27 protein-coding genes and 1 pseudogene are annotated in these 20,845 nt (G+C 71.0%); 11 read left to right on the top strand and 17 right to left on the bottom strand.

The window, feature by feature from the left end:
* The 3 genes from ACFRU2_RS03640 to ACFRU2_RS03630 are packed head-to-tail and all read left to right on the top strand — an operon-like array spanning position 1 to position 2,458.
* On the top strand, positions 1-1,344 hold the full coding sequence (locus ACFRU2_RS03640) for a hypothetical protein (protein WP_382967136.1): 1,344 nt from the start codon (positions 1-3) through the stop codon (positions 1,342-1,344).
* 44 nt (positions 1,345-1,388) lie between these two features.
* Positions 1,389-1,886, top strand: a complete 498-nt coding sequence (locus ACFRU2_RS03635) for a hypothetical protein (RefSeq protein ID WP_382967134.1) — start codon at positions 1,389-1,391, stop codon at positions 1,884-1,886.
* Between the two features lie 59 nt (positions 1,887-1,945).
* Positions 1,946-2,458 (top strand): hypothetical protein, encoded by a 513-nt coding sequence (locus tag ACFRU2_RS03630; protein ID WP_382967132.1) that lies wholly within the window; start codon positions 1,946-1,948, stop codon positions 2,456-2,458.
* A 125-nt stretch (positions 2,459-2,583) separates the two neighbouring features.
* Here ACFRU2_RS03630 and ACFRU2_RS03625 read toward each other — a convergent pair whose 3' ends face one another.
* The gene (locus ACFRU2_RS03625; protein WP_382967130.1) at positions 2,584-3,057 is read right to left on the bottom strand and encodes a hypothetical protein; all 474 of its coding nucleotides are present in this window, start codon (positions 3,055-3,057) and stop codon (positions 2,584-2,586) included.
* Between the two features lie 321 nt (positions 3,058-3,378).
* Here ACFRU2_RS03625 and ACFRU2_RS03620 point away from each other — a divergent pair, with 321 nt between their 5' ends.
* Both ACFRU2_RS03620 and ACFRU2_RS03615 read left to right on the top strand, forming a co-directional pair.
* Positions 3,379-4,323, top strand: a complete 945-nt coding sequence (locus ACFRU2_RS03620) for a 5'-nucleotidase (RefSeq protein ID WP_382967128.1) — start codon at positions 3,379-3,381, stop codon at positions 4,321-4,323.
* 145 nt (positions 4,324-4,468) lie between these two features.
* Positions 4,469-4,744, top strand: coding sequence for a hypothetical protein (locus ACFRU2_RS03615; protein ID WP_382967126.1), 276 nt, complete (start codon positions 4,469-4,471; stop codon positions 4,742-4,744).
* Between the two features lie 117 nt (positions 4,745-4,861).
* Here the strand turns inward: ACFRU2_RS03615 and katG are convergent, their stop codons facing one another.
* Together katG and ACFRU2_RS03605 are read right to left on the bottom strand one after the other, a co-directional pair.
* Positions 4,862-7,054, bottom strand: a complete 2,193-nt coding sequence (gene katG / locus ACFRU2_RS03610) for a catalase/peroxidase HPI (protein ID WP_382967124.1) — start codon at positions 7,052-7,054, stop codon at positions 4,862-4,864.
* Positions 7,055-7,117: 63 nt separating this feature from the next.
* Entirely contained in the window at positions 7,118-7,324 is a 207-nt protein-coding gene (locus tag ACFRU2_RS03605; protein ID WP_382967122.1) for a hypothetical protein, read from the bottom strand.
* A gap of 90 nt (positions 7,325-7,414) precedes the next feature.
* On the opposite strand from ACFRU2_RS03605, the gene ACFRU2_RS03600 reads away from it, so the two are divergent.
* Complete coding sequence (locus tag ACFRU2_RS03600; protein WP_382967120.1) at positions 7,415-7,870, top strand: Fur family transcriptional regulator; 456 nt, start codon at positions 7,415-7,417, stop codon at positions 7,868-7,870.
* 116 nt (positions 7,871-7,986) lie between these two features.
* Here the strand turns inward: ACFRU2_RS03600 and ACFRU2_RS03595 are convergent, their stop codons facing one another.
* Positions 7,987-8,379, bottom strand: coding sequence for a hypothetical protein (locus ACFRU2_RS03595; RefSeq protein ID WP_382967118.1), 393 nt, complete (start codon positions 8,377-8,379; stop codon positions 7,987-7,989).
* A 229-nt stretch (positions 8,380-8,608) separates the two neighbouring features.
* Between ACFRU2_RS03595 and ACFRU2_RS03590 the strand changes: the two genes are divergently transcribed.
* Complete coding sequence (locus ACFRU2_RS03590; protein ID WP_382967836.1) at positions 8,609-9,349, top strand: VOC family protein; 741 nt, start codon at positions 8,609-8,611, stop codon at positions 9,347-9,349.
* A 114-nt stretch (positions 9,350-9,463) separates the two neighbouring features.
* Here the strand turns inward: ACFRU2_RS03590 and ACFRU2_RS03585 are convergent, their stop codons facing one another.
* The 6 genes and pseudogenes from ACFRU2_RS03585 to ACFRU2_RS03560 all read right to left on the bottom strand — a co-directional run bounded on the left by ACFRU2_RS03585 (position 9,464) and on the right by ACFRU2_RS03560 (position 14,347).
* On the bottom strand, positions 9,464-9,706 hold the full coding sequence (locus ACFRU2_RS03585) for a protealysin inhibitor emfourin (RefSeq protein WP_382967116.1): 243 nt from the start codon (positions 9,704-9,706) through the stop codon (positions 9,464-9,466).
* Positions 9,707-9,861: 155 nt separating this feature from the next.
* Positions 9,862-10,605 (bottom strand): annotated as a pseudogene (locus tag ACFRU2_RS03580) (phosphatase PAP2 family protein); the annotation flags it as partial.
* A gap of 159 nt (positions 10,606-10,764) precedes the next feature.
* Positions 10,765-11,718: a YihY/virulence factor BrkB family protein gene (locus ACFRU2_RS03575; protein WP_382967114.1), complete on the bottom strand. Its 954-nt coding sequence runs from the start codon at positions 11,716-11,718 to the stop codon at positions 10,765-10,767.
* Between the two features lie 85 nt (positions 11,719-11,803).
* Positions 11,804-13,531, bottom strand: coding sequence for a phosphatase PAP2 family protein (locus tag ACFRU2_RS03570; RefSeq protein WP_382967112.1), 1,728 nt, complete (start codon positions 13,529-13,531; stop codon positions 11,804-11,806).
* Between the two features lie 181 nt (positions 13,532-13,712).
* The gene (locus ACFRU2_RS03565) at positions 13,713-14,141 is read right to left on the bottom strand and encodes a hypothetical protein (RefSeq protein ID WP_382967111.1); all 429 of its coding nucleotides are present in this window, start codon (positions 14,139-14,141) and stop codon (positions 13,713-13,715) included.
* Between the two features lie 5 nt (positions 14,142-14,146).
* Entirely contained in the window at positions 14,147-14,347 is a 201-nt protein-coding gene (locus ACFRU2_RS03560; protein WP_382967109.1) for a hypothetical protein, read from the bottom strand.
* A 230-nt stretch (positions 14,348-14,577) separates the two neighbouring features.
* Between ACFRU2_RS03560 and ACFRU2_RS03555 the strand changes: the two genes are divergently transcribed.
* On the top strand, positions 14,578-14,955 hold the full coding sequence (locus ACFRU2_RS03555; RefSeq protein WP_382967107.1) for an STAS domain-containing protein: 378 nt from the start codon (positions 14,578-14,580) through the stop codon (positions 14,953-14,955).
* A 15-nt stretch (positions 14,956-14,970) separates the two neighbouring features.
* Here the strand turns inward: ACFRU2_RS03555 and ACFRU2_RS03550 are convergent, their stop codons facing one another.
* The 6 genes from ACFRU2_RS03550 to ACFRU2_RS03525 all read right to left on the bottom strand — a co-directional run bounded on the left by ACFRU2_RS03550 (position 14,971) and on the right by ACFRU2_RS03525 (position 18,442).
* A complete protein-coding gene (locus ACFRU2_RS03550) occupies positions 14,971-15,924 on the bottom strand; it encodes an AraC family transcriptional regulator (RefSeq protein WP_382967105.1) in 954 nt (317 codons plus the stop codon).
* A 226-nt stretch (positions 15,925-16,150) separates the two neighbouring features.
* The gene (locus tag ACFRU2_RS03545; RefSeq protein ID WP_382967103.1) at positions 16,151-16,417 is read right to left on the bottom strand and encodes a DUF4235 domain-containing protein; all 267 of its coding nucleotides are present in this window, start codon (positions 16,415-16,417) and stop codon (positions 16,151-16,153) included.
* The gene (locus ACFRU2_RS03540) at positions 16,414-16,830 is read right to left on the bottom strand and encodes a DUF3618 domain-containing protein (protein ID WP_382967101.1); all 417 of its coding nucleotides are present in this window, start codon (positions 16,828-16,830) and stop codon (positions 16,414-16,416) included. The genes ACFRU2_RS03545 and ACFRU2_RS03540 overlap by 4 nt, the downstream gene beginning before the upstream one ends.
* On the bottom strand, positions 16,827-17,243 hold the full coding sequence (locus ACFRU2_RS03535) for a phage holin family protein (protein ID WP_382967100.1): 417 nt from the start codon (positions 17,241-17,243) through the stop codon (positions 16,827-16,829). Before ACFRU2_RS03535 ends, ACFRU2_RS03540 begins: the two co-directional genes overlap by 4 nt.
* Before the next feature lie 127 nt (positions 17,244-17,370).
* Positions 17,371-17,739 (bottom strand): PRC-barrel domain-containing protein, encoded by a 369-nt coding sequence (locus tag ACFRU2_RS03530; RefSeq protein ID WP_382967098.1) that lies wholly within the window; start codon positions 17,737-17,739, stop codon positions 17,371-17,373.
* A gap of 229 nt (positions 17,740-17,968) precedes the next feature.
* Positions 17,969-18,442 (bottom strand): ATP-binding protein, encoded by a 474-nt coding sequence (locus ACFRU2_RS03525; RefSeq protein ID WP_382967096.1) that lies wholly within the window; start codon positions 18,440-18,442, stop codon positions 17,969-17,971.
* Between the two features lie 236 nt (positions 18,443-18,678).
* Between ACFRU2_RS03525 and ACFRU2_RS03520 the strand changes: the two genes are divergently transcribed.
* The 3 genes from ACFRU2_RS03520 to ACFRU2_RS03510 all read left to right on the top strand — a co-directional run bounded on the left by ACFRU2_RS03520 (position 18,679) and on the right by ACFRU2_RS03510 (position 20,198).
* Positions 18,679-19,044: an STAS domain-containing protein gene (locus ACFRU2_RS03520; RefSeq protein ID WP_382967094.1), complete on the top strand. Its 366-nt coding sequence runs from the start codon at positions 18,679-18,681 to the stop codon at positions 19,042-19,044.
* 101 nt (positions 19,045-19,145) lie between these two features.
* Positions 19,146-19,433 carry a hypothetical protein gene (locus tag ACFRU2_RS03515; RefSeq protein ID WP_382967092.1) on the top strand — a complete coding sequence of 96 codons (288 nt, stop codon included), beginning with the start codon at positions 19,146-19,148 and terminating at the stop codon, positions 19,431-19,433.
* Between the two features lie 351 nt (positions 19,434-19,784).
* Positions 19,785-20,198, top strand: coding sequence for a TraR/DksA family transcriptional regulator (locus tag ACFRU2_RS03510; RefSeq protein WP_382967090.1), 414 nt, complete (start codon positions 19,785-19,787; stop codon positions 20,196-20,198).
* Between the two features lie 107 nt (positions 20,199-20,305).
* On the opposite strand, the gene ACFRU2_RS03505 is transcribed toward ACFRU2_RS03510, so the two are convergent.
* Complete coding sequence (locus tag ACFRU2_RS03505; RefSeq protein ID WP_382967088.1) at positions 20,306-20,707, bottom strand: SsgA family sporulation/cell division regulator; 402 nt, start codon at positions 20,705-20,707, stop codon at positions 20,306-20,308.
* Positions 20,708-20,845 lie beyond the last annotated feature (138 nt).

Genomic DNA, 20,845 nt, shown 5'->3' with positions numbered 1-20,845 from the left:
ATGACCACGGACCTGGGCCTGCTGACGGCCGCGGCGGCCAAGTGGGAGTCCATGGCGGGCGAGTTGAAGAAGGTCGAGACCCGCTACGGCGAGAGCGTCCAGAAGATCACGCTGGGCCAGACCTGGGCCGGCGTCAGCGCGGGCGCCGCGCATTCGGGTTTCGCGGCGACCCGGTACGAGTACGCCGCGGCGCAGACCCAGGCCAAGGCCGTCGCGAGCCTGCTGCTGGACGCCCACGCCGTGTTCACCGACCTCAAGTCGAAGCTCCAGAGCGCGCGGGACGACGCGGTCGCCGCCGGGATGACCGTGTCGGAGCAGGGTCGCGTCGCCTTCGACTACTCCAAGCTGACCCCCGCCGAGCGCAGCGCCTACCACCACGACCCGGACGGCGAAGCCTCCATCCGTACGGCGGTCACCTCATGGCAGCAGTACCTCGACGACCGCGTGAAGGCCGCCTCCGAAGCCGATCAGCACGTGAAGGCCGCGCTGGAGGCCGCCGTCGTCGACGGCAACCGCGACGCCTTCGGCAAGGGGGCCGACCAGACCATCGGCGGGTTCAACGCCCACCCCGAGGGCGACCTGGCCCAGGTGCCGCTCCCCCGGTCCAAGGACGCCGAGGTGGGCACGAAGACCGACGGCTGGCAGGCCGAGGGCTCCGCGTCGGCGACCGGTCCCGACGCGGGCGCCAAGGCCTCCGGGCCCAAGTACGGCAAGGAGGGCTCGGCCCAGGCGTACGCCGAGCTCGGCCACGCGACGGCGCAGGGATCCCTCAGTAACGGCTCGATGCGGATCTCCGGCATCGCCGACGCCTACGCGGGGGCCCGGGCCAGCGCCAACGTCGGCATCACGGACAAGGGCCTCACGGGCAAGGCCGAGGTGTCCGCGGGTGGCCGCGCCCTGGCCGAGGGGCGCGCGGGGTACGGGTACGTGGAGGGCTACGGCCGGGCCGAAGGGTTCGCCGGAGCCGAGGCCCAGGCCAGTGCCGGCGTCGGGCTGGAGGGCCTGAACGCCGGGGCGAAGGCCTTCGCCGGGGCCAAGGGCACCGTCGCCGGGGGCGCCGAGGTCGCCGGGATCGGGGCCGGCGCCACGGCCGAGGGATGGGCCGGAGCGGGCGCCGAGGCGAAGGTGACCTTCGGCAAGGGCGACGACGGCAAGTTCCACGTCGGTGGCAAGGTGGGCGTCGCACTCGGCCTCGGCGGTTCCGTCGGAGCGGAGTTCACGATCGACCCGGGGAAGGTGGCCGACGCCGCCGGCGACGCGGCCGACGCGGTCGGGGACGCCGCCCATGCCGTCGGCGACGCGGCGGGCTCGGTCAAGGACACTGTCGGCAGCTGGTTCGACTGACCCACGTTCCGTGGGAGTACAGAAAGAAAGAAGGAAAGCGCGCGATGCCCACGACACTGCCCGTACCGATCGAGTTCCGACTGCCGGAGGGCTGGCAGCCCGCCCCTCCGGACGAGGTCGGCGCTCCGGGCGTGGCCTTCGTCGCGCTGCATCCGCAGCCGGATTCCGGTTTCACGGCCAACATCACCATCGACGGCGAGTACCGGCCGGACGAGGTGACGCTGGACGAGCTCGCCGACGCGTCGGTGGAGCGCCTGCGCGAGGCCGGCGAGTCCGTGGTGGTGGCCGCCCGCCGGGAGATCGGCTCCGAGGGCGCGCCGGGTCTGACCCAGCGGGTGAGCTTCTCCGCCGTCGCGGGCGGGGTGCGGCGCGAGCTCGTCCAGTCCCAGGTCTACTTGTCCATGCTGGACGTCCACGACCCGCGCAAGCGTGCGGTGATCCGGATGGTGCTGACCGCCACTGCGGAGCAGCACGACAGCGTCCTGGGCGACTTCCAGGAGTTCCTGCGTACGGTGGGCCCGGACACGGCGGCGGGATCGTAGGAGCCGCGCCGGATCGTTCGATCTTGTATCGAACGGCCGGATGTCCCTAGGGTGGTGTGATGGGTCTCTTCGACAAACTCACCGGCACCAGGCACCCCGACCGCGGTGTCGCACCGCGCTCCGCCGAGGAGGTGCGGGCGACACTGCTCGGGCTCTTCGCGGCGGACGCACCGTACGTCGTGCGCGGGGGCGCCCCCGAGGGCGCCGATCTGGTGGCGGAGTGGCGGATCCAGGAGCCCGCGTGGCACACCTTCTTCGCCCGGACCCAGGTGAGCCGCGTGCTCCAGATCCGGCTGCGCCTGGACGCGGCCACCCGCGAGGTCCGCAGCGTCGACCGGCAGTACGAGGTCACGTGGCTGGGAGGCACGCCCCGGCTGGCCCTGTCGGCGGAGGCCGCGCGGGGGCAGGTCACCACGGTGTCCCGGCGCTGGAAGGTCGAGCGGGATGCCGAGGGCGGGCTCGGGGCCACCGAAGTCTTCCGCTTCGACAACTCGGACCTGAAGGACCCGCTGCGCGAGGCGGTGCTCGCCGCGGGCTGGACCTGGCGCGGGGTCGTCTTCGGGAAGCTCTGACGCGGACGGCGGCGGCTGAGGGGGATCCGGTCGTCCGGCGCGAGCTGCGCAAGCGCCGGATCCTGCCGGTGATCTCGTCTCCTGCCCGGGGCAGGGAACCGTCTTGAAGCGGTCGGGAGATCCGTTCAGCCGATGGTGAAGCGCTGGTTCTGGGCGTTTCGGTCGCAGCGGGCAGTGCGGTAGTAGCCGTCGTCCTGCTGGTAGAGGCAGCGGCCCGTGCCGACGCTCTGGAGCATGACGGCGCTGCGGGCGGCGGGCTGGACGGTGCGCCACTTCTGGTACGAGCCGCCGTTGCAGCGCAGGGGGTAGACGTCGCCCCGGTCATTGCTGTCGAGGCAGCGGCCCCAGAAGTTGTTCTTGAGCGTGGTGATGGTGTTGAGGCGGCCGTTCCACTGCCACAGGAGGCTGCCGCGTCCGGTGGTGCAGCGGTCGCCCTTGAGCTCGGTTTCGGAGGCCTCACGCAGGCAGTCACCGTAGCGGTAGTTCGCGAAGCGGCTGGTGGCGGTGGCAGCCGAGGCGGGTGTGGGGGTGAGGAGGGTGAGGGCGAGGCCGGCCGCGGCGACGAGGGCGGCGAAGGCTTTTCGGGTGGGGAGGCGCACTGGGGGTCTCCTTACAGTGGATTTCAGAGGTACCTCAACAGGATCCCCGGACACCACCGCCTACCCCTGAAGAACGGGGATAACCCGCTGACGACTCCTCGAGGTCCGAGAGGAGGCGCTACGTCGAAGCTGCGACTCATGCCACAGAACGTATCGGAAGCCCGAGCCGCATCACCAAGAGGCTGTTCTCAGTCGCACACTTGCCCACTCTCTGATCGCGGCCGGAGCAAGGCTCCTCGCCCGCGCGACCGCACGTGTTTTCGGCATATTCGAAACGGTGATAACCCCTTCGATGATGCACGTGCACCAGCAGGGGGCGCGATGAAGTACGACCTGTCCGACCGGCTCGTCGTGGGGATCGCCTCCAGCGCCCTGTTCGACCTCAGCGACTGCGATGCGGTGTTCCGGGAGCAGGGTGAGGACGCCTACCGGACCTACCAAGGGACTCACGCGGACGACATCCTGGGCAAGGGGGTCGCCTTCCCCTTCATCCGGCGCCTGCTGGCGCTGAACGGCCTTGCGGATCCCCGCGATCCGCTGGTCGAAGTCATCATCCTTTCACGCAACGACCCCGACACCGGGCTCCGTGTCATGCGTTCCGTCGCAGCGCACGGCCTGCACATCAGCAGGGCCGTCTTCCAACAGGGGCGATCAGCACACCGTTTCATGCCGGCGCTGAACATGTCCTTGTTCCTGTCCGCCAACGGCTCCGACGTGCGCGAAGCGGTGGCCGACGGGCTGCCGGCCGGACATGTACTCCGGACAGAACGAGTCGATGACGACGCCGACCAAGAACTCCGCATCGCATTCGACTTCGACGGCGTACTGGCGGGCGACGCCTCCGAACGGATCTTCCGTCGCGAAGGCCTCGACGAGTTCCGCGCCCACGAAGCCCTCAACGCGACCACTCCGCACGACCCCGGCCCCTTGAGGGACTTCCTCGCAGGAATCAACCGCATCCAGCGCCTCGAAGAGGAAGAGCGCCTCGAGGACCCCACCTACCGGCCCCGCCTCCGGGTTTCCCTGGTCACCGCCCGGGACGCCCCTTCACACGAGCGTGCCGTCCGGAGCCTCCGGCAGTGGGGACTCCGCGTCAACGACGCCTTCTTCCTCGGCGGCATCGACAAGGCCGCCGTCATGCGCGCGCTCGATCCACACATCTTCTTCGACGACCAGGTCTCCCACTTGAACGGCACGGCACCAGCCACCCCGAGCGTTCACGTGCCGTTCGGAGTCGTCAACGCATCCCCTGAGGTACCGGGTTGACGTTCTCGTAGGGCCTGCCCATCGTTTCCAGTCGGCGTACGACCGGGTCGCGGTCACCACGGCGATCCCTCACGGGCGGCCGGCCCGCGGCGAACCGGCCGTTCCGGATGTCGGCCGCGAGCTCGACTCCCTGATCGCGCTCGGTGTGCTCAACCGCATCAAGACCGACGGATGGCGCGTCACCATCGCGACGCCCGGCCCCAAGGTGACGTCGATGAACGGGGTGGTCATCGAGCAGATGTCCACATCGGAAGAAGCGTGCGCCGCGGATGCCGTCATCGTCGGCAGCGGCATCGCCACCCGCGAGGTCGAGAGCGCGCTGCACTACGTCGCCCCGGTCGGCGAGAAGAAGGAGTACACCGAGCGCGCCTGGCACAACATCGCCCCCTACCTGCCCACTCCCACACCGGCGCCCTGCTGAACAACCCGCTCTCCCGTTCCGTACGCGGCGAGTTGCCCGTGGCGCGTCGACATACTCGCGGACCGGACCGGGGAGTCCCGGCCGGCCGGTGAACGGCCGGCCGGGAGAGCGGGGCTGTCAGGCGAGGTCGAACCGGTCGAGGTTCATCACCTTGTCCCACGCTGCCACGAAATCACGCACGAACTTGCCTCCCGCGTCCTTCGACGCGTAGACCTCCGCGATGGCCCGGAGCTGGGAGTGCGAACCGAAGACGAGGTCGACGGCGGTGGCCGTCCACCTGACCTCGCCCGTCGTCACACCCCTGCCTTCGAACACGTTCTCGGCGGAGGTCGACGCCTTCCACTCGGTACCCATGTCGAGCAGGTTGACGAAGAAGTCGTTGGTCAGCGACTCCGGCCGGTCGGTGAGGACCCCGTGCGGGGACCGGCCGAAGCCGGTGTTCAGTGCCCGCATGCCACCGGTCAGCACCGTCATCTCGGGTGCGGTCAGGGTCAGCATGGCGGCACGGTCGAGCAGGAGGGTCTCCGGCGGCAGCTTCTCTCCCGTGCGGAGGTAGTTGCGGAACCCGTCCGCCCTGGGTTCGAGCACGGAGAAGGACTCGACGTCGGTCTGCTCCTGCGAGGCGTCCGTGCGCCCCGGAGCAAAGGGGACCGTGACGGCGTGCCCGGCGTTCTGCGCGGCCCGCTCGACGGCCGCGCAGCCACCCAGCACGATCAGGTCCGCGAGCGAGACCTTCGTCCCGCCGGCAGCCTGGGAGGCATTGAAGTCCTGCCGGATCCCTTCGAGAGCCTGCACCACCTCGGCCACCTCGGGCTGGTCGTTGACCTCCCAGTCCTTCTGCGGCGCGAGCCGAATGCGCGCCCCGTTCGCCCCGCCCCGCATGTCGGTGCCGCGGAAGCTGGCCGCCGATGCCCAGGCGGTGGTGACCAGCTGGGGTACGGACAGTCCGGTCGCGAGGATCCTGCCCTTGAGGTCTGCGATCTCCGCGTCCCCGATCAGCGTGTGATCGACCGCGGGAACGGGGTCCTGCCACAGCTGCGGCGCGGGGATCCACGGTCCGAGGTAGCGCGAGAGCGGCCCCATGTCGCGGTGCAGCAGCTTGTACCAGGCCTTGGCGAACGCGTCCGCGAGACGGTCCGGGTTCTCGTGGAAGCCCTTCGAGATCGGCCCGTAGACCGGATCCAGCTTCATCGAGAGGTCCGTCGTCAGCATCATGGGCGCGTGCCGCTTGGACGGATCGTGGGCGTCGGGCACCGTGCCCTGGGCCGAAGGATCCGTGGGTGTCCACTGCTGGGCGCCGGCCGGGCTCGTCGTGAGCTCCCAGTCGTACCGGAACAGGTTGTCCAGGTACCCGTTGTCCCACTTCGTCGGCTCAGAGGTCCACGCGCCCTCGAGCCCACTGGTGAGCGAGTCGACTCCCGCCCCGCTGCCGTACGAGTTCCTCCATCCGAGGCCCTGCTGCTCGATGGGGCATCCCTCGGGCTCCGGACCGATGTAATCGGGTCCGACCGCACCGTGGCACTTGCCGAAGGTGTGGCCGCCGATGATCAGCGCGGCCGTCTCCTCGTCGTTCATCGCCATGCGCCCGAACGTCTCGCGAATGTCCCGGGCGGCGGCGAGCGGATCCGGATTCCCGTTGGGCCCCTCGGGATTGACGTAGATCAGGCCCATCTGGACGGCACCGAAGGGACCGGTGAGTTCCCTGTCGCCGCTGTAGCGCTCGTCTCCGAGCCAGGTGTCTTCCGGCCCCCAGAAGATCTCCTCCGGTTCCCAGATGTCCTCCCGCCCGAATCCGAACCCGAACGTCTTGAACCCCATGGATTCCATGGCGCAGTTGCCGGCGAACACCAGCAGGTCGGCCCAGGAGATCCGACTGCCGTACTTCTGCTTCACCGGCCAGAGCAGCCGGCGCGCCTTGTCGAGGCTCGCGTTGTCCGGCCAGCTGTTGAGGGGCGCGAAGCGCTGCGCGCCGGATCCGCCCCCGCCGCGGCCGTCGGCGATGCGGTACGTACCCGCGGCATGCCAGCTCATCCGGATGAAGAGCGGCCCGTAGTGGCCGTAGTCTGCGGGCCACCACTCCTGCGAGGCCGTCATCAACGCGAAGACGTCCTGCTTCAGCGCCTCGACGTCGAGGGACGCGAACTCCGTCGCGTAGTCGAAGTCCTCACCCATCGGATTGGACCCGGGCGCATGCTGGTGGAGAACCTGAAGGTCCAGCTGGTTCGGCCACCAGTCCCGGTTCGTCCTGGGGCGAGTCGGCGCGGGGGCCGGGGAGGGGATTACCGGGTTCTCGCTTTCGCTGCCGGACACGTCAGCCCTTCTTCCTGTCTCGGTGGTTTCCTCTGCCGGCCGCGCTGCCGCCCTTGACGTATTTCACTGATGACGCATTTCTCTGATGACGTCGTGCGCTTTCCAGTCGAGCACGGCGACCCGCGCCGCCGACGAGAACATATGCTCACGGACGACGCCGATGATCGAGCACGTATCGGCGTCCGTATGGTCGCGCACCGCAGACCGGGCGGCTACGAGAACACGCAGGGCACCCCCACGCAACAAACAGCCGAAGCCCAAAGGTGACATCTTCCGATCATCGCGATATCCCCTCGCCGATATGAGGATCGGAAGCGGAATTGCCGACCGGCCCGGCACACAAGGGAAAGGCGAACCACGATGAATGAGCTGCTGGAACGGCTGAGAGAGCGCAACTGGCGCATGACGTCCCAGCGGCGCGTCGTCGCAGAAGCCCTCGACGGCGAGCACGTGCATCTCACGGCCGACGAGGTCCACGCCCGCGCGGCGCGGCAGCTGCCCGAGATCTCCCGGGCCACGGTCTACAACACCCTGGGCGAACTGGTCGCGCTCGGTGAGGTGGTGGAGGTGTCCGCCCACGGCCGCGCGAAGCGCTACGACCCCAACGCACGCCATCCCCACCAGCACCTGGTGTGCTCCGGCTGCGGCATCATCCGCGACGTCCACCCGACCGGCGACCCCCTGGCCGGGCTTCCGGCCGAGGAGCGGTTCGGTTTCACCGTGTCCGAAGCCGAAGTCACCTACCGCGGTCTGTGCCCCGCGTGCGCTCCCGGCCCGCCACGCGCGTCGGGTACGGCGGACCGCGGAGCCTCCTAGGGGGTGTCCGCGCGGGGCAGCCTCAAGGCGGCCACGGACCGGCTTGAGGCCGCCTCGGCCTCCGTCTCCTCCCGGGCCGCGGGAGAGCCCCTACGACGGTCGGCGCCAGGGCGGGATCACTGCGGCATGGCCGGAGAGATCTTGGCGGCGTGCATGGTGAGCCGCCCGATCCGCGTTTCGTGGCTGGTTGCCGTCGTGCTGTGGTCGGTGACCGAGTCCGGCCTGGCGTCAGAGAGGTACCAGGTGGTGAGCGGGTGCTCCGAACCCGCCCTGATCTCCTCGATCTTGACGTTGCACGGCTCGGCGGAAGAAGCCTCCGCGGACAGGGCCCATTCCCGCGCCCCGGGCACGTCGGTGAGGACGCAGTCGTCGAGGGTGAGCGTGAGCACCTGCCCCGGCAGGTCGAGGTCCCCCTGGGGACCCAGGCCCGTCACGTCACCACAGGTGAAGCGCTCTCCCCGGACGGTGACGTAGTAGCTGCTGGACAGGTTCGCAAGGGATTCGTTCATACCGACCGCCTGCCCCGCCCGCCCCCTCCCAGACACCGCGACGGCAAGGGACCCACAGGTTTCGCAACCGCGGCATTCCGCCCGTCCGCCGGACGCCACTGAACCTGCCCGTCGCTGTCCTCCGGTCTACTGTGGGAAGGGTCCCGTCCCACGTGAGCAGCAGATGAGGCCGGCAACTGTGTCGACGTCGAGCCGTGACATCCCCGGTACCCCGTGCTGGGTCAGCCTCCTGGCCCGGGATCTCGATTCCGCCCAGCGGTTCTACGGTGCCGTGCTGGGCTGGGATTTCCGTCCCACCCATCTCGGGGACGGCGTCGTCGTCGCCTTCCGCGACGGGGCTCCCGTTGCGGGCATCGGCGCACTCACCGGGAATCCCGGCGTGCCGGTGGTGTGGACGCCGTACTTCGCCGTCGAGGACGCCGACGCGACGGCCGCACGGATCCGTGAACGCGGCGCGACCATGGCGGTCGGCCCGCTGGCCTTCGGCACCGGACGAGCCGCCCTGGCAGCAGACCCCGCCGGGGCCGTCTTCGGCTTCTGGCACGGCGCGGCCGTCCCCGACTGGTCGATGGGCCGCGGAAACGCCCCGGCCTGGCTGGAACTGCGGACCCGGGATGCGTTCGCCGCCGCCATCTTCTACGGAGAGGTGCTGGACTGGGACAGCGAGCGACCCGGCAGCTGCACCGTCTCCTACGAACACGACCACGTCGTCCTGCGCCACGGCCACGACACCGTGGCCCGCATCAGCGGCGGCGCACTCGAAGAAGCCCCGGACCCCGAGGTACGCCCCCGCTGGCACGTCCACTTCCACGTGCCCGACCTCGAGGCCGCGATCGATGCCGCCACTGGTCTCGGCGCCAGAGCCGCCTCACCCGTACAGACCTCCGTCACCAGCCGGTGGATGGTCCTCTCCGATCCCGAGGGCGCGCTCTTCACCGTGGTCACGCCTCAGGACGGCGACCCCTCCTGACCGGCTGACGCCCCGCGCCGCTCACGGCCGCGGGCTCCCCTGCCCCTTCTGCTGGCCGGTCTCCGGGAGTCCAAAGGGTCGGCTCGCAGACTTGTTCCGGGCCGGTGGGGCGGGTCAGGCCCGTTCGTCGAGGACCGCACGGACGAGTGCGCGCTGGTCGGCGGTCAGGCCCGCCTCGTCGATGTCGACCGCCTGGCCGTCGATCGTGATCCGGTAGTGGAAGCCGTCCGCGACCGGCCGTACGGCGCGCCGCGCGAGGCCCTCCCATTCCGCGGCGTCCTGCCGGCCGGAGGTGTCGATCTTCCGCGTCGTGTCCACGCCGGTGAAACCCCCGGAGCGACTGACAGTGATCAGCATGGCCGTTCTCCTTCGGATGTCGAGGCTGTCGGTTGACTCGTCTGCCCCGGATCGGGCGCTGCTCCCCCGCCCGGCCCGCGCCGCGAGGTCAATGGCCCGAACTCGTCGGCGCCCGGCCGACAGGCGGCAGGTGGGGCCGGAACGGGCGGGTCCGTCGGGCGAGCTTCGGGGTCGGGTCCGGTGAGTTCCGGCTCCAGGCCTTCGGCCACCGCCCCGCGGCGCCGTCCTGTGTCGGACCGCCAGGCCTCGAAGACCAGCGCCGTCGCCGTGACCACCCCGAGCCCCAGCAGCCAGCCGCCCACGACGTCGCTGACCCAGTGGACCCCGAGAGCGACCCGTGTGTAGCCCACGCCCACCACGGTGACCAGGGCGACCGCCCAGGGCAGCGGACGCCAGACCCGCGGAACCACCGGCAGCAGGGCCAGCAGCAGGACGGCGCACGAGGTGGTCGCCGTCATCGCGTGGCCGGAGGGGAAGGAGAAGCCGGGAGCGTGGGCGACGGGGTCCGGCAGGTGCGGCCGTGCCCGCTCCACCGCGCTCTTGGCCAGGAGCCCGATCAGACCGCCCGCGACCGCCGTGACCCCGGCCCAGGCGGCCAGCCGCCAGGCGCGCCGGCTGAGCAGCCAGACGACGAGTACGGCGACCAGCAGCCGCATGGTGACCGGGTCCCACACCCGGTCCGAGAGCACGCGCAGGAGGCCCACCCGGTCCGGGTGGGCGAGTGCGGCGGCGTGGAGGCGTTCGGCCGCGCCTTGGTCCAGGCGATGCAGTGGCGCCCACTGGGACTCCACCACGACCAGGGCGAGGGCGAAGGGTACGGCTGCCACGGCCGTCGCGGCCGCGGCGAGCAGGAGTCTCGCGCCGAAGGTGGCGTCTGGTCCGGAGTGGCGCGCGAGCAGGCTCCGTAGCGGGCCTCGCGGATGGTGCGGGCCGTGCGGATGCCCGGGGCCTCCCGGGTCTCGCCGAACGCGCCGAGTACCTTCCGTGCGCCGTGCCATGGTGGCCGCTCCCTCGTGTGCGTGCGGTGGCGGGCCTCCGGCCGCCGGTGGCCGGGGCGGTCAGACTCCGGGATCGTTCATGACCGGCTCCCTCGTCCCCGCCCGTACGGCTTCCAGCTGGGCGGCGAAGGAGAGGCCGAGGAAGAGCGCCATCGAGGTGAGGTAGGACCAGAGCAGCAGCGCCACGATGGCGCTCAGGGGCCCGTAGACGCTGGTGAAGGAGCTGCTCTCGCCGATGTAGAGGCTCAGCGCCCAGGTGGTGAGGTTCCACAGCACCAGGTGGACGACGGCCCCGAAGGCCAGCCAGGTGTAGCCGGGTTGGCGCCGGCGCGGGGAGAGGCGGAAGATCGCGCTGGTGGCGAGGACGGCGAGCAGGACGCCGAGGGGCCAGCGCAGGAGCTCCCAGGCCCGCACGGTGTCGGGAGAGAGCCGGTACACCTCGGCCAGCGCACGGGTCAGGTGGGCGCCCAGCACGGTGAGGATGAAGCTGAGTCCCAGCGGGAGTCCCGCGAGAGCCGCCATCACCAGGCCCCTGCTGTACTTGGCGAGGAAGGGCCGGTCCCGCTCGTTGCCGTAGATCCGGTTCGCGCCCCGTTCGACCTGGCAGAGGGCGGTGGTGACGTTGGCCAGGGAGAACAGCAGCCCCAGCCACAGCGCGGCCTGGCCGCCGTCACCGGCGTGGCGTCTGCTCTCGCTGAGCGCGTCGTCCACGACGGCCTGGCCCGGGCCGCTGGTGAGCCCGCGGATGGTCAGCTCGGCGACCCGGCCCGCGTCCTCGGTGTGCAGCACCCCGGACAGTCCGATGGCCGCGATGGCCAGCGGGACGATCGACAGGACGGTCTGCAGGGCGAGCGCGCGGGCGTGGCTGAAGCCGTCGGCGTAGCGGAAGCGCACGAAGGAGTCGCGCGCCAGGCTCCAGCCGCCGTAGCGGCGCAGGGCGGTCCACGCCTCGTCGGCGGAAAGCTCCTCGCCGCTCACGTCGTGGCGTTGCGGTACCCGTGTCGCGGTGCCCATCGTGTTCCTGCCTTCCGGTGTCGTGGGGAGCCCGCGGACCTACGGGGCTTGCGGTCCGCCGGTGTTGTGGGGGCGCCGCCGGACTTCAGAACGGTGTGCCGGGGGCCGCCGCCGGAAGCTGCTCGGCGGATCGGTCCTGCGGCGCCCCGGGCGCACGGGGGAGGTACACCCGCAGGGCTCCCGGTTCGATCTCGGCGGTGAGGCGGACGCCCTCGCTCACGGCATCTCCGTCGAGCTCGCGCGGCTGCGGTACGGCGCAGCGGACGTCGATCCGGGTGGCGCTGAAGTACTCCAGCGCTCCCCCGGCCTCGCTGCGGCCGTCCGGGGCGGCCGGGCCGGGGGCTGCGGGCGGGCGCCGGCGCAGCAGGCGGGCCGCCAGGTGCCCGGCCGCGGTGAGCCATCCGGCGGGGCCGCGCGGGTCGAAGAGCACCACGTCCAGGCGTCCGCTGTCCGGCCGCGCCGTCGGCAGGAGCGGCAGGCCGCCCTGCAGGGTGCCGACGTTCCCGATGACGACCATGCGGGCCCGGCGCCGCAGCCGGCGGCCCCCGTCGACGCGGAGCGTGAGGCGGACACCGGGATCGCGCAGGTGCCGCAGGGCCGACAGGACGTACGCGGCCCAGCCCATCCGTGACTTGAGCCGCGGTGAGGCGTCCCGGACCATCGCCGCGTCGAATCCGGCGCCGGCCATGACGGTGAACCGCATCGGCTCGAGCCCGTCGCCCCGGACCCGGCCGACGTCGATGCCGAAGCTCTCGCCGGACAGGGACGCGGCCAGGGCGGCGGCCGGATCCATCGGGAGGCCGAGGTTGCGGGCGAGGAGGTTTCCGGTGCCGCACGGTGCGACGGCCAGCGGGATCCGCGTGCCCGCCAGGATCTCGGCACAGGCGCGCAGGGTGCCGTCCCCTCCGCAGACCACCACGAGGGCGGGGCGGACGGTACGGAGCTCCTCCGGCAGCGTGCCGCAGGGGAGCTCGGCGGAGGTCAGGATCCAGCGGAGGTCCCGGTGTCCGTGCTCGCGCAGGACGGCGGCCAGCCGGTCGGCGAGCTCGTCCGGGCAGCCGTACGGGTGGCGCACGACGAGGACCGGACCGCCGGTGCCGCACCGGGCGAGCACCACCCGGCCGGGCCGCTCCGTCCCCTCCTGCTCCCCAGCAGGCTGCCGCCCGCACAGCAGCGCGAACCCCGTGATCAGCAGAGTCAGGGTCCCGTTGAGCAGCCCGCCCACCACATCGCTGGGGTAATGCATGCCGCGGTACATCCGCGACAGTCCGACGGCCGCCGGGATCAGCAGCAGCATGCCCGTCACCACGTGGCGCCACGGGCCGCGCAGGCGCAGCGCGGCGATGACGGCCAGTCCCCCGTAGAGCGCGAGGGAAGCGCCGACATGCCCGGAGGGGAAGCTCGACGTGGGCGGCGCGGCGTCCTCGTGGGGAACCGCGGGCCGCGGGCGGTCCACGAAGGCCGTCACCACCACGAACACCGCCGACTGCGCGGCCACCGAGACGCCGAGGAACAGCGCCTCCCCGCGCAGTGCGACGCGCGGGAGGAACAGCAGGGCGGCGATGCAGACCAGGGTCGTGCCGATGACGGCCTGGGTGCCGGCGAGCACGGAGAACAACTCCGTGACTCCGGACGTGGCCTGGTCCCGGCCCTCCGCCAGGTTCCTGCTGATCGAGGCCTCCGCCGACAGCGGCCAGTATCCGGCGCCCGGTCCGGTGACCAGCCGTCCCAGCCCGACCATCAGGACCGCCTGCACGGGAAGGAGCAGGAGCGGTCCGACACCGCGCACGGAGGATCCGCAGCTTCGCTTCATGGATGCCTTCTGGCCCGCGACGACCGAAAGATGCGCTGCCCCCGGCTGCCGCCCGCGCTCCGGAACGCGAAACGGGCCCCGACTCGTCGAGTCGGGGCCCGTTCTGACGATAAATCAGACAGCGATGTCCGGTCAGACGATGCGGCCGCCGGGGGGCCGTCGACGCTGGTGGAGTAGTACGTCAGAGTTCGGCGCGCGTGGCGGACTGGGCGGCCCGTACGGCGACATTGGCCGCGTCCTCTACGAGCGGCGCCGCCGACCGTCCGCTGTTGGTCAGGGTCCAGCCGCAGAGGGCCGCCCAGACCAGTGCGGCCGAGGCCGCTTTGGCCCGCTCGGCGCGGTGGGGCAGGAACGTGCCGAAGAGCAGTGCGTCCCCCGCGTCGATGGCGACCCGGCACAGTACGGCCGTGCGCAGCGCGCTGCCTGCGGGGATCGCGACCATGGCCGCGCCGATGACGGCATCGCGGACGCCCAGGGCGCGGATCAGCAGTGCGGAGGAGCCTTGATCTGACAGGCCGCAGGGGCGGGCCAGCACCCCGGGTCGGCAGGCGACCGCCACGCCGTACCCGAGGGTGGCCACGCCCATCACCCGTGCCGCTGTGGTGCGCACCGCGATCACTCCCTCTCAATGCGGCCGATGCCCGGGCGCTGCCGCTTGGCCTCGTGTCCGCCGCCATCCGCTTCGGCTTCGCCCCCGTCGGGACGCCGTACGACGGCTTCGTCGGCCTGACGGCGGGCCTCTCGGTCGCCGGCCTCCCCGTCGGCCTCGGACGGGGTGGTGCGTGGATGATGCCGGGAGTTCTCGTGGGCCGTCATCTCGTCCTCCTTCGGTGGTGCGGTCCCTCGGCGGCTACCCCGTGCTGTCGCCCTCAGTCGCCTCGCCGGCCAACGGTCCGCGAAACGAAGCTCTTGCACTCCTTCGTTTGCGGGGCTGTCCTTTTCTACTGCCGGCCCTACGGTCGAGTCAGGCATGCCCGCGAAGCAGGACGGATCGCGCCCGTCACCGCGCCGACGCTTCCGTGCCCGCATCCGAAATGAGGAGTGGCGTGAACCCCACGGACGCCCCAGGTCCACAGAACGTCACCGTCCTCACCCGCCCCGACGCCACCCTCATCACGCTCAGCGGCGACATGGACCTCGACCACGTCGCCGCCTTCCACTCGGTGCTTTCGGCGGCCTGCACCGGCACTCGTGCCCCCGCGCGCGTCGTCGTCGACCTCGGACGGCTCGCCTTCTGCGACTCCACCGGGCTCAACGCGCTGCTGCAGGCACGGCTGATGTGCGTCGAGAGCGGGCGCACACTGGTCCTCGCCAACCCGGCCCCCCAGTTGTCGCGCCTGCTGAGCATCACGGGAGCCGACACCGTGTTCGAGATCACCGGGCTGGCGGCTGACACCCCGGATCCGTCGCCGCCCGCGTTGTGACACCGCCCGCCGGGATCACCGGCTTCCGAGAGTGACCGACGGTGCCACCTCGTACACCTGTCGGTAGGCGGCGGCGAAACGGCCCTGGTGGGCGAAGCCCCAGCGGGCGGCGACACCGGAAACGGTCGCCCCGGCCGCAGGGTCCGCCGCGAGGAGTTCCGCGTGCGCACGGGTCAGCCGGACGCGGCGCAGATGGCCGAGCGGCGTGGTGTCGGCGTGGCGGGTGAAGGCGTACTGGACCGCGCGTGGCGTCACGGGGATCGACGCCGCGATGTCGGCGAGGGTGATGTCGCGGTGGGCGTTGGCCTCGATGAAATCGACGGCGCGGCGCAAGGTGTCGCTGCCGGCGTCGCGGGTGTCCCTCAGGTCTCCCCGCTCGGTGTACGTGCTGTTCGGCAGCGTTGCCAGGACCGTCGCCGCCAAGTGCTGGGCAGCGGTGGACACCAGCAGCCGGTTGCCGTCACCGGACGCGGAGACCTCGTCCAGCACGTGATCGCGCAGGTAGGCGACGGCCGCACCCAGCCTCCGGTTCTCGGCCGGTGCGATCGGCCGAGCTCCGGTGATCCGCACGCCTGCGCCCCCCGGCAGGGCGGAGACCCGGTCCAGGAGCCGGGGATCGAACATCGTGATGGTGTACCGGGCCTCCCGGACCTGTCCTGCGTACGGCTGGTCGTGGGGGGCCAGGAGGAAGGTCTCGCCCGGGCCGAACACCTCCTCGCGGCCGCCGGTGGTGTCCACGATCGTCCCGGCGTGCATCGTCACCAGGCACACCTTGCCCAGAGCACCCGCGTCGTAGGCCATGGTGTACCCGAACGCCAACCGATCGACGCTCAGCCCGCCCGCCGCCCGCCTGGAGATCCGCGCCCGCGTGTCCGCGGGGCGGCCACCGATCCGCATGGGGGTGTAGGCCGAGGAGAGGAACTCCTGCGTGGCCTCCAGGTCCCCGCTGTCGAAAAGCAGGCTCTTCATCCGACCGGCCCCTCTCCCCCAGACGACTCAGCGTGACCCTCCGGGCCAGCCGGGTCCAGTATGACTCCGCCGCCGGGGCCGAGGGCCGACGCCCACGACGGCACCAACGGCCGCCTGCGCACCTGACCCCCGGCAACCCCGCCCGGTTTCGGTGGAGGAGGCCTGTATGAGGTGAGCCCTCGTTTCCCGTGACGACGGTTCAGTCGCCGGATTCGGGGCCGCCGGTCTACCCCGGCCAGGTGCCTGTGACGCGCCGGGTCGCGAGGGCCCCGGACCGGTCGACGGCCGCCTTCACGACGGCGAAGATCGCGCCCTGGAGGGCGGCCGCAATGAGGATCTCCTTCCAGGAGCGGTCCTCATCTGTGGCATCCGGGGCGTCACCCTCCCCTTCGATCACCTTCCAGGCCTGCTTGAACGCCATCCCGGCGAGCATGCCGCTTGCCGCCCCCAGTGCCAGCCCGACCGGCTTGTACGCGACCTTGGACGCCTTCACTTGCGCCCCCGGCCACGACGCACCAACAGGATGACGATCAAGGCCGTGCCGATGGCGATCAGCGGAGTGCGGTGGGACCTTGCCCTGGTGGCAACCCGGTCTGCTTCGTCGAGTACCGGATCCGGTGTCTTGTCCTTCACGAAACTCGCGGCCTGCTCCGTCATCACGGACGCCTTCTCCATGGCTCGCGCCGTGCGCTCCTGGGCCTGAGCCCTGACGTCGGCCACGACGTCCATGGCCTGGGCCTTGGCCTCGGCGGCCTTCTCCTTGGCCTGGGCCTTGACGTCTGCCTTGGCAGCAAGTGCCTCGACGGTCTGGCCGAGCTCATCGCGAGTGTGCTCGATCCGGTCGCGCAGTTCCTCGGACGAGGGGGTGGGGTCGCTCGTGTGGGGCTGGTTCGGCAGGTTCGTCATCGGTGGGCCCTCTCCTTGACCTCGGCCACATCGGCCTTGACGCTGTTCACGGTCTGCTCGGGCACAGGTGAGCCGGCCCGCGCGATCTGCTTCTTGCCGGCAACCGCCAGCACCCCGGCGATCGTTGCCAGTACTGCGGCGACGATCAGAGCCGACGACCATACGGGAAGCACCAGCGCCAGAGCGGCCATGCCCGACACCACCACTGCCTGTGCAACCAGGACACCGAGCAGAGTTGCGGCGCCGAGCAGACCACCGCCCGTCCCAACCCGTTTGCCCTTCTCGCCCAACTCGGCCCGGGCGAGCTGCATCTCCTCACGCACCAGCTCGGTGATCTGCTCCGATGCGCGCGAGACCAGCACACCCACCGATTCTTCCGCGGCGCGCGGCCGCCGTTCAGTCGTACTGCTCATGATGGATTCCCTTCCTTCTGGCGTACCGCTCAGGCCGGATGGCGCCGGGCAGGAAGCCATCGACCCTTGCCGGGAAACACGTGAGGGGGTCCGAACTCGCCGAGTTCGGACCCCCTCACGCGGGGAGTCAGGCGGGACGGCCTCCGAAGGGGGCGCCGGTGCCGTAGTACGTGCCCAGTTCCTCGTGGTATCCGGCGTCGCCGAGGTGCTTGTCCCGGTGGAACTCGGGAGCACTCTTGATCTGCTCCTTGGTCCGGTCCACGTACACCTTCCTGTCCTCCGGGTCGACCCGGAGGACCGTGCTCGCCGGCAGCAGGACCTCCTTGCCGAAGATCCAGACACCGGTGTCCACGACCAGGTAGGCGTCACCGACCTCGTCGGAGTGCTTGTCCACCTTGCCGATGTCGCCGTCGACCGCCTCGACCTTGTAACCGGTCAGATCGGCCCCGGCGAGATGGCCCGAGGTGGACTTGTAACTCCACACATGCTCAGTCACGCGAAAACAACTCCTCCGGTAAGCGGAGGACGGCAAAGGAATCCCCCTGCCGCACCTCCATTTCCGATGCCTTACAGCGGACGGCGTCGCCTGCCGCTTGCAGTCCCGCCTGCCCCTGTCCCGGCACCCCATGCGTGCGTCACTGAAGAGAACCCTGCGGATTCCGCTGCCGGGCTGCCGCCCCACCCCGGCCGGCGAGTACGGTGCCGCGCAGCACCGCCTTCTCATGTCAGCGAGGCGCGCCGAGAACCTCGTGGGCCGCGTGCGGACTGGCGCCGCTCCGGGCGGGACGGTCGGGTGTCGGGCAGGACGGCCGGACCGTGGTGCGGGGAGCAGCGGGGAGCAGGATGAACGCGGTGATCGCCTTGCCCTCGTCATACGACCGGATCTCCGTGTGGTCGGCGATCTCGTTGACCAGCAGCCAGCCGAATCCGCCTGGTACATCAAGGGGTGTTCGCGGCGTGCGAGGAAACGACGAGGATCTGTCGGACACTTCGACCGCCACCCATCCCGCGAGGGGCACGACGCGGAAGTCGCTGACGCCGCCGGCGTGGCGGGCCGCGTTGGAGACCAGTTCGGAAACGACCAGCAGCACGTCGTTCACCAGGTGCTCCCCCACGCCGCTCGCCGCCAGGACATCGCGGGCGATCGACCGGGCGTCCTCACACCTCAGACCGGCCGTGCTGCGTGGCGTATCAGGCATCGACTCTCCCTTCACGGCTCGCTTCTTCCCCCTCTCGTCCACTGAACCCGCCAGGACCCCCCGCCTCGCCGCCCCCGGGCGTGGCTGTGTCGAGCCGACGCCGCAGTCACGGGCTGGGCAACCGCCGTTCTCCACCGGTGTTGATGATCCCGACCGTGAGGGTCGCGCATACCAGTCCTAGACGCGGGCATCCGCACGATGACCAGCCGAGGTGTTCGTGAGGACAAGGAGTGTCTGTGCTGCCCTTCAACGTGACCGAGAGCGGTGTTCTGATCATCCGGCTGCGGGCCGATCTGGATATCGCCGGCCGGGCCGCAGCCGCCTGGGCGATCGACGGATACCTCGCCGCCCACCGGTCCGCACCCGTCATGCTGGAACTCTCGGACGCGCCACTGAGCACCGCTGCGGTAAGCACGATCGTACGGACCCACCGCCTGTGCCGCTCCGCAGGAGCGCCGCTGGCCGTCCTCGCGGCGACCGCCGAAGCACGCCGGGCGCTGGAGGCACAGGCCGGGGCCGAGCGGCTGACCGTCCGACCCACGCGCATCCTGGCCGCCGCCGCACTCTCGGCTGTCTCGCCCCCGGTCGCCACAGCAGCGTAAGCCGCGCCCCGGACCTGCCGGGGCCCGCGCGACCCGGTTGCCCGCGCGCCCGTGGGTAGGCACGGCTTGCGCACTCCCCCGTTGCACGAGGAGATCCCTTCATGAGCACCACCCCGGTCCTGGAAGTAACCCCTCGCCGATCGGTGCACGCAGCCGGCCGTACAGCCGTTGGTCTCCCGCATTCGGCGCTCGACGCGATGCTGGATGCCGCCTACGAGACGCACCGCCGGTTCCGGCACGGCGCGTTCGCCGAGCCGTGCCCGACCTGCCACGTCTCGGCGGGCGAGCTCTGCCTGGCGCGACGCAGTGTGCACGCCGCCCGCCGGCTGGCACACCGCACCCGGGAAACACAGAGCGGCCGCGGCCTCCCTCCTTTCACCGCACGGTGACCCTCTCGACGGACGGATAGCGGCGGCGTCACGTCACGTGCTGACCGAGCTGCCCGGCCTCACACACGCACGGTCCCCGACCAGATCCTTCCGCGCAGCTGGGGATGTCCCCTCAGGGGCGGAGCGTTTGGCCTTCGCCGTCAACGACGTGGCCACCAACGCTGTTCAGCACGGCGGAGGGCGCGGCGAAGTCTCGGTGTGGCGTACCGGGCACAAGGTCGTCTGCGCGATCAGCGACCCGGGCCCCCGCCCGCTCCCCCGCCGATACCTTGGGACCGTGCACCAGTTGTGCGACCTACAGCGAACGTTTCTGTGGGAATCGGGGACCCACGGACCGGCGTTGTCCCACACATGAGCGACGCAACCCGGTACGGCCATGACGAGCTCGACCCGACCACCATCGCGACTGCCCGCGCACGCCTCGCGGCTGACCGCGACGACACGCTCGACCGGGTGGCCGCGCTGGGGCGCGACTTCGACGGGATCGTCGCGGCGAACGCACTGGTCGCGGTCGACGACGAGCACGACCCCGAAGGGGCCAGCACGGCCTTCGAGCGTGCCCACGTGGCCTCCCTGATGGCGCGGGCGCACGACCATTTAGACGAGCTGGACCGGGCGCTGGAACGGCTCGAACGGGGCGACTACGGGCAGTGCGAGGGGTGCGGTGCGACGATTCCGTCCGAGCGCCTGGAGATCCGGCCGGCCGCGACCACCTGCGTGCTCTGTGCCGGGTCCGGCCCTCGCCGTCCCCCGCACCCCGCCTGACGGATGCCGGCGGCCTCTCGTCGGTCGGTTGCCTGGCCGCCACCTCCTGCTGTCGCCATGTCCGCAGGAGACGGCACTCGGCGGTTCCGGTCGGACACTCGGGTTCCTCAGCGAGCCAGGAGCTCGTCGAGAAGCTTGTCGAGGTCGAGGAACTCCTCCCCGGCAGCGACGACTGCGTAGGTCTCGTCCAGGAAACCCCTCAGCACGGGGGCATCCACAAGGACAACGGCCTTGTCCTGCTCCCCGGCGCTCCGGCCGGTCAGTTCGACGCGGAGTTCCTCGCGGCCGGAATCCTTGTCGGGGCGGAACGCGACGTCGCCCTCCCCCACAGGACGGTGGAGCCCCTCGGCCAGCATCTGCCGGTCGAAGTGCCACCGCGCGAGGACCTCGGCGCCGTCCAAGAACTCCGCCTGCACCACGTACGGGTCGTCGCCGTCATACGAGAAGCGGGCAAGGAAATACACGTGGCCCGTCGTCGCCTCGAGGCGCACAACGATCAGAGCAGACACGCAGGACATCGATGGGCCTCCAGAATGGGCTGACAGGTACGCGCGTTTGCCCCGCTCCGCCCCCACCACACTGGACCGGTTGGGGGAACCGCGGGAGTCTGTGAGAGGGACCTCGGCAAGGTCCGGCAGTCTCGACCT

It is taken from the genome of Streptomyces sp. NPDC056883, assembly GCF_042788835.1.
Lineage (GTDB): Bacteria > Actinomycetota > Actinomycetes > Streptomycetales > Streptomycetaceae > Streptomyces > Streptomyces stoeckheimensis.
The sequence above is the reverse complement of the archived record's forward strand: the minus strand, read 5'-3'. Positions and strand labels throughout refer to the sequence as shown.

What these genes read in the sequence shown, in the direction of transcription:
- ACFRU2_RS03570 (WP_382967112.1), bottom strand. Translation starts at nt 13,531, where the DNA reads ATGAAGCGAAGCTGCGGATCCTCCGTGCGCGGTGTCGGACCGCTCCTG.
- ACFRU2_RS03640 (WP_382967136.1), top strand. Translation starts at nt 1, where the DNA reads ATGACCACGGACCTGGGCCTGCTGACGGCCGCGGCGGCCAAGTGGGAG.
- ACFRU2_RS03595 (WP_382967118.1), bottom strand. Translation starts at nt 8,379, where the DNA reads ATGAACGAATCCCTTGCGAACCTGTCCAGCAGCTACTACGTCACCGTC.
- ACFRU2_RS03535 (WP_382967100.1), bottom strand. Translation starts at nt 17,243, where the DNA reads ATGAGCAGTACGACTGAACGGCGGCCGCGCGCCGCGGAAGAATCGGTG.
- ACFRU2_RS03550 (WP_382967105.1), bottom strand. Translation starts at nt 15,924, where the DNA reads ATGAAGAGCCTGCTTTTCGACAGCGGGGACCTGGAGGCCACGCAGGAG.
- ACFRU2_RS03540 (WP_382967101.1), bottom strand. Translation starts at nt 16,830, where the DNA reads ATGACGAACCTGCCGAACCAGCCCCACACGAGCGACCCCACCCCCTCG.
- ACFRU2_RS03635 (WP_382967134.1), top strand. Translation starts at nt 1,389, where the DNA reads ATGCCCACGACACTGCCCGTACCGATCGAGTTCCGACTGCCGGAGGGC.
- ACFRU2_RS03620 (WP_382967128.1), top strand. Translation starts at nt 3,379, where the DNA reads ATGAAGTACGACCTGTCCGACCGGCTCGTCGTGGGGATCGCCTCCAGC.
- ACFRU2_RS03630 (WP_382967132.1), top strand. Translation starts at nt 1,946, where the DNA reads ATGGGTCTCTTCGACAAACTCACCGGCACCAGGCACCCCGACCGCGGT.
- ACFRU2_RS03525 (WP_382967096.1), bottom strand. Translation starts at nt 18,442, where the DNA reads ATGCCTGATACGCCACGCAGCACGGCCGGTCTGAGGTGTGAGGACGCC.
- ACFRU2_RS03585 (WP_382967116.1), bottom strand. Translation starts at nt 9,706, where the DNA reads ATGCTGATCACTGTCAGTCGCTCCGGGGGTTTCACCGGCGTGGACACG.
- ACFRU2_RS03515 (WP_382967092.1), top strand. Translation starts at nt 19,146, where the DNA reads ATGAGCACCACCCCGGTCCTGGAAGTAACCCCTCGCCGATCGGTGCAC.
- ACFRU2_RS03575 (WP_382967114.1), bottom strand. Translation starts at nt 11,718, where the DNA reads ATGGGCACCGCGACACGGGTACCGCAACGCCACGACGTGAGCGGCGAG.
- ACFRU2_RS03510 (WP_382967090.1), top strand. Translation starts at nt 19,785, where the DNA reads ATGAGCGACGCAACCCGGTACGGCCATGACGAGCTCGACCCGACCACC.
- ACFRU2_RS03600 (WP_382967120.1), top strand. Translation starts at nt 7,415, where the DNA reads ATGAATGAGCTGCTGGAACGGCTGAGAGAGCGCAACTGGCGCATGACG.
- ACFRU2_RS03605 (WP_382967122.1), bottom strand. Translation starts at nt 7,324, where the DNA reads ATGTCACCTTTGGGCTTCGGCTGTTTGTTGCGTGGGGGTGCCCTGCGT.
- ACFRU2_RS03560 (WP_382967109.1), bottom strand. Translation starts at nt 14,347, where the DNA reads ATGACGGCCCACGAGAACTCCCGGCATCATCCACGCACCACCCCGTCC.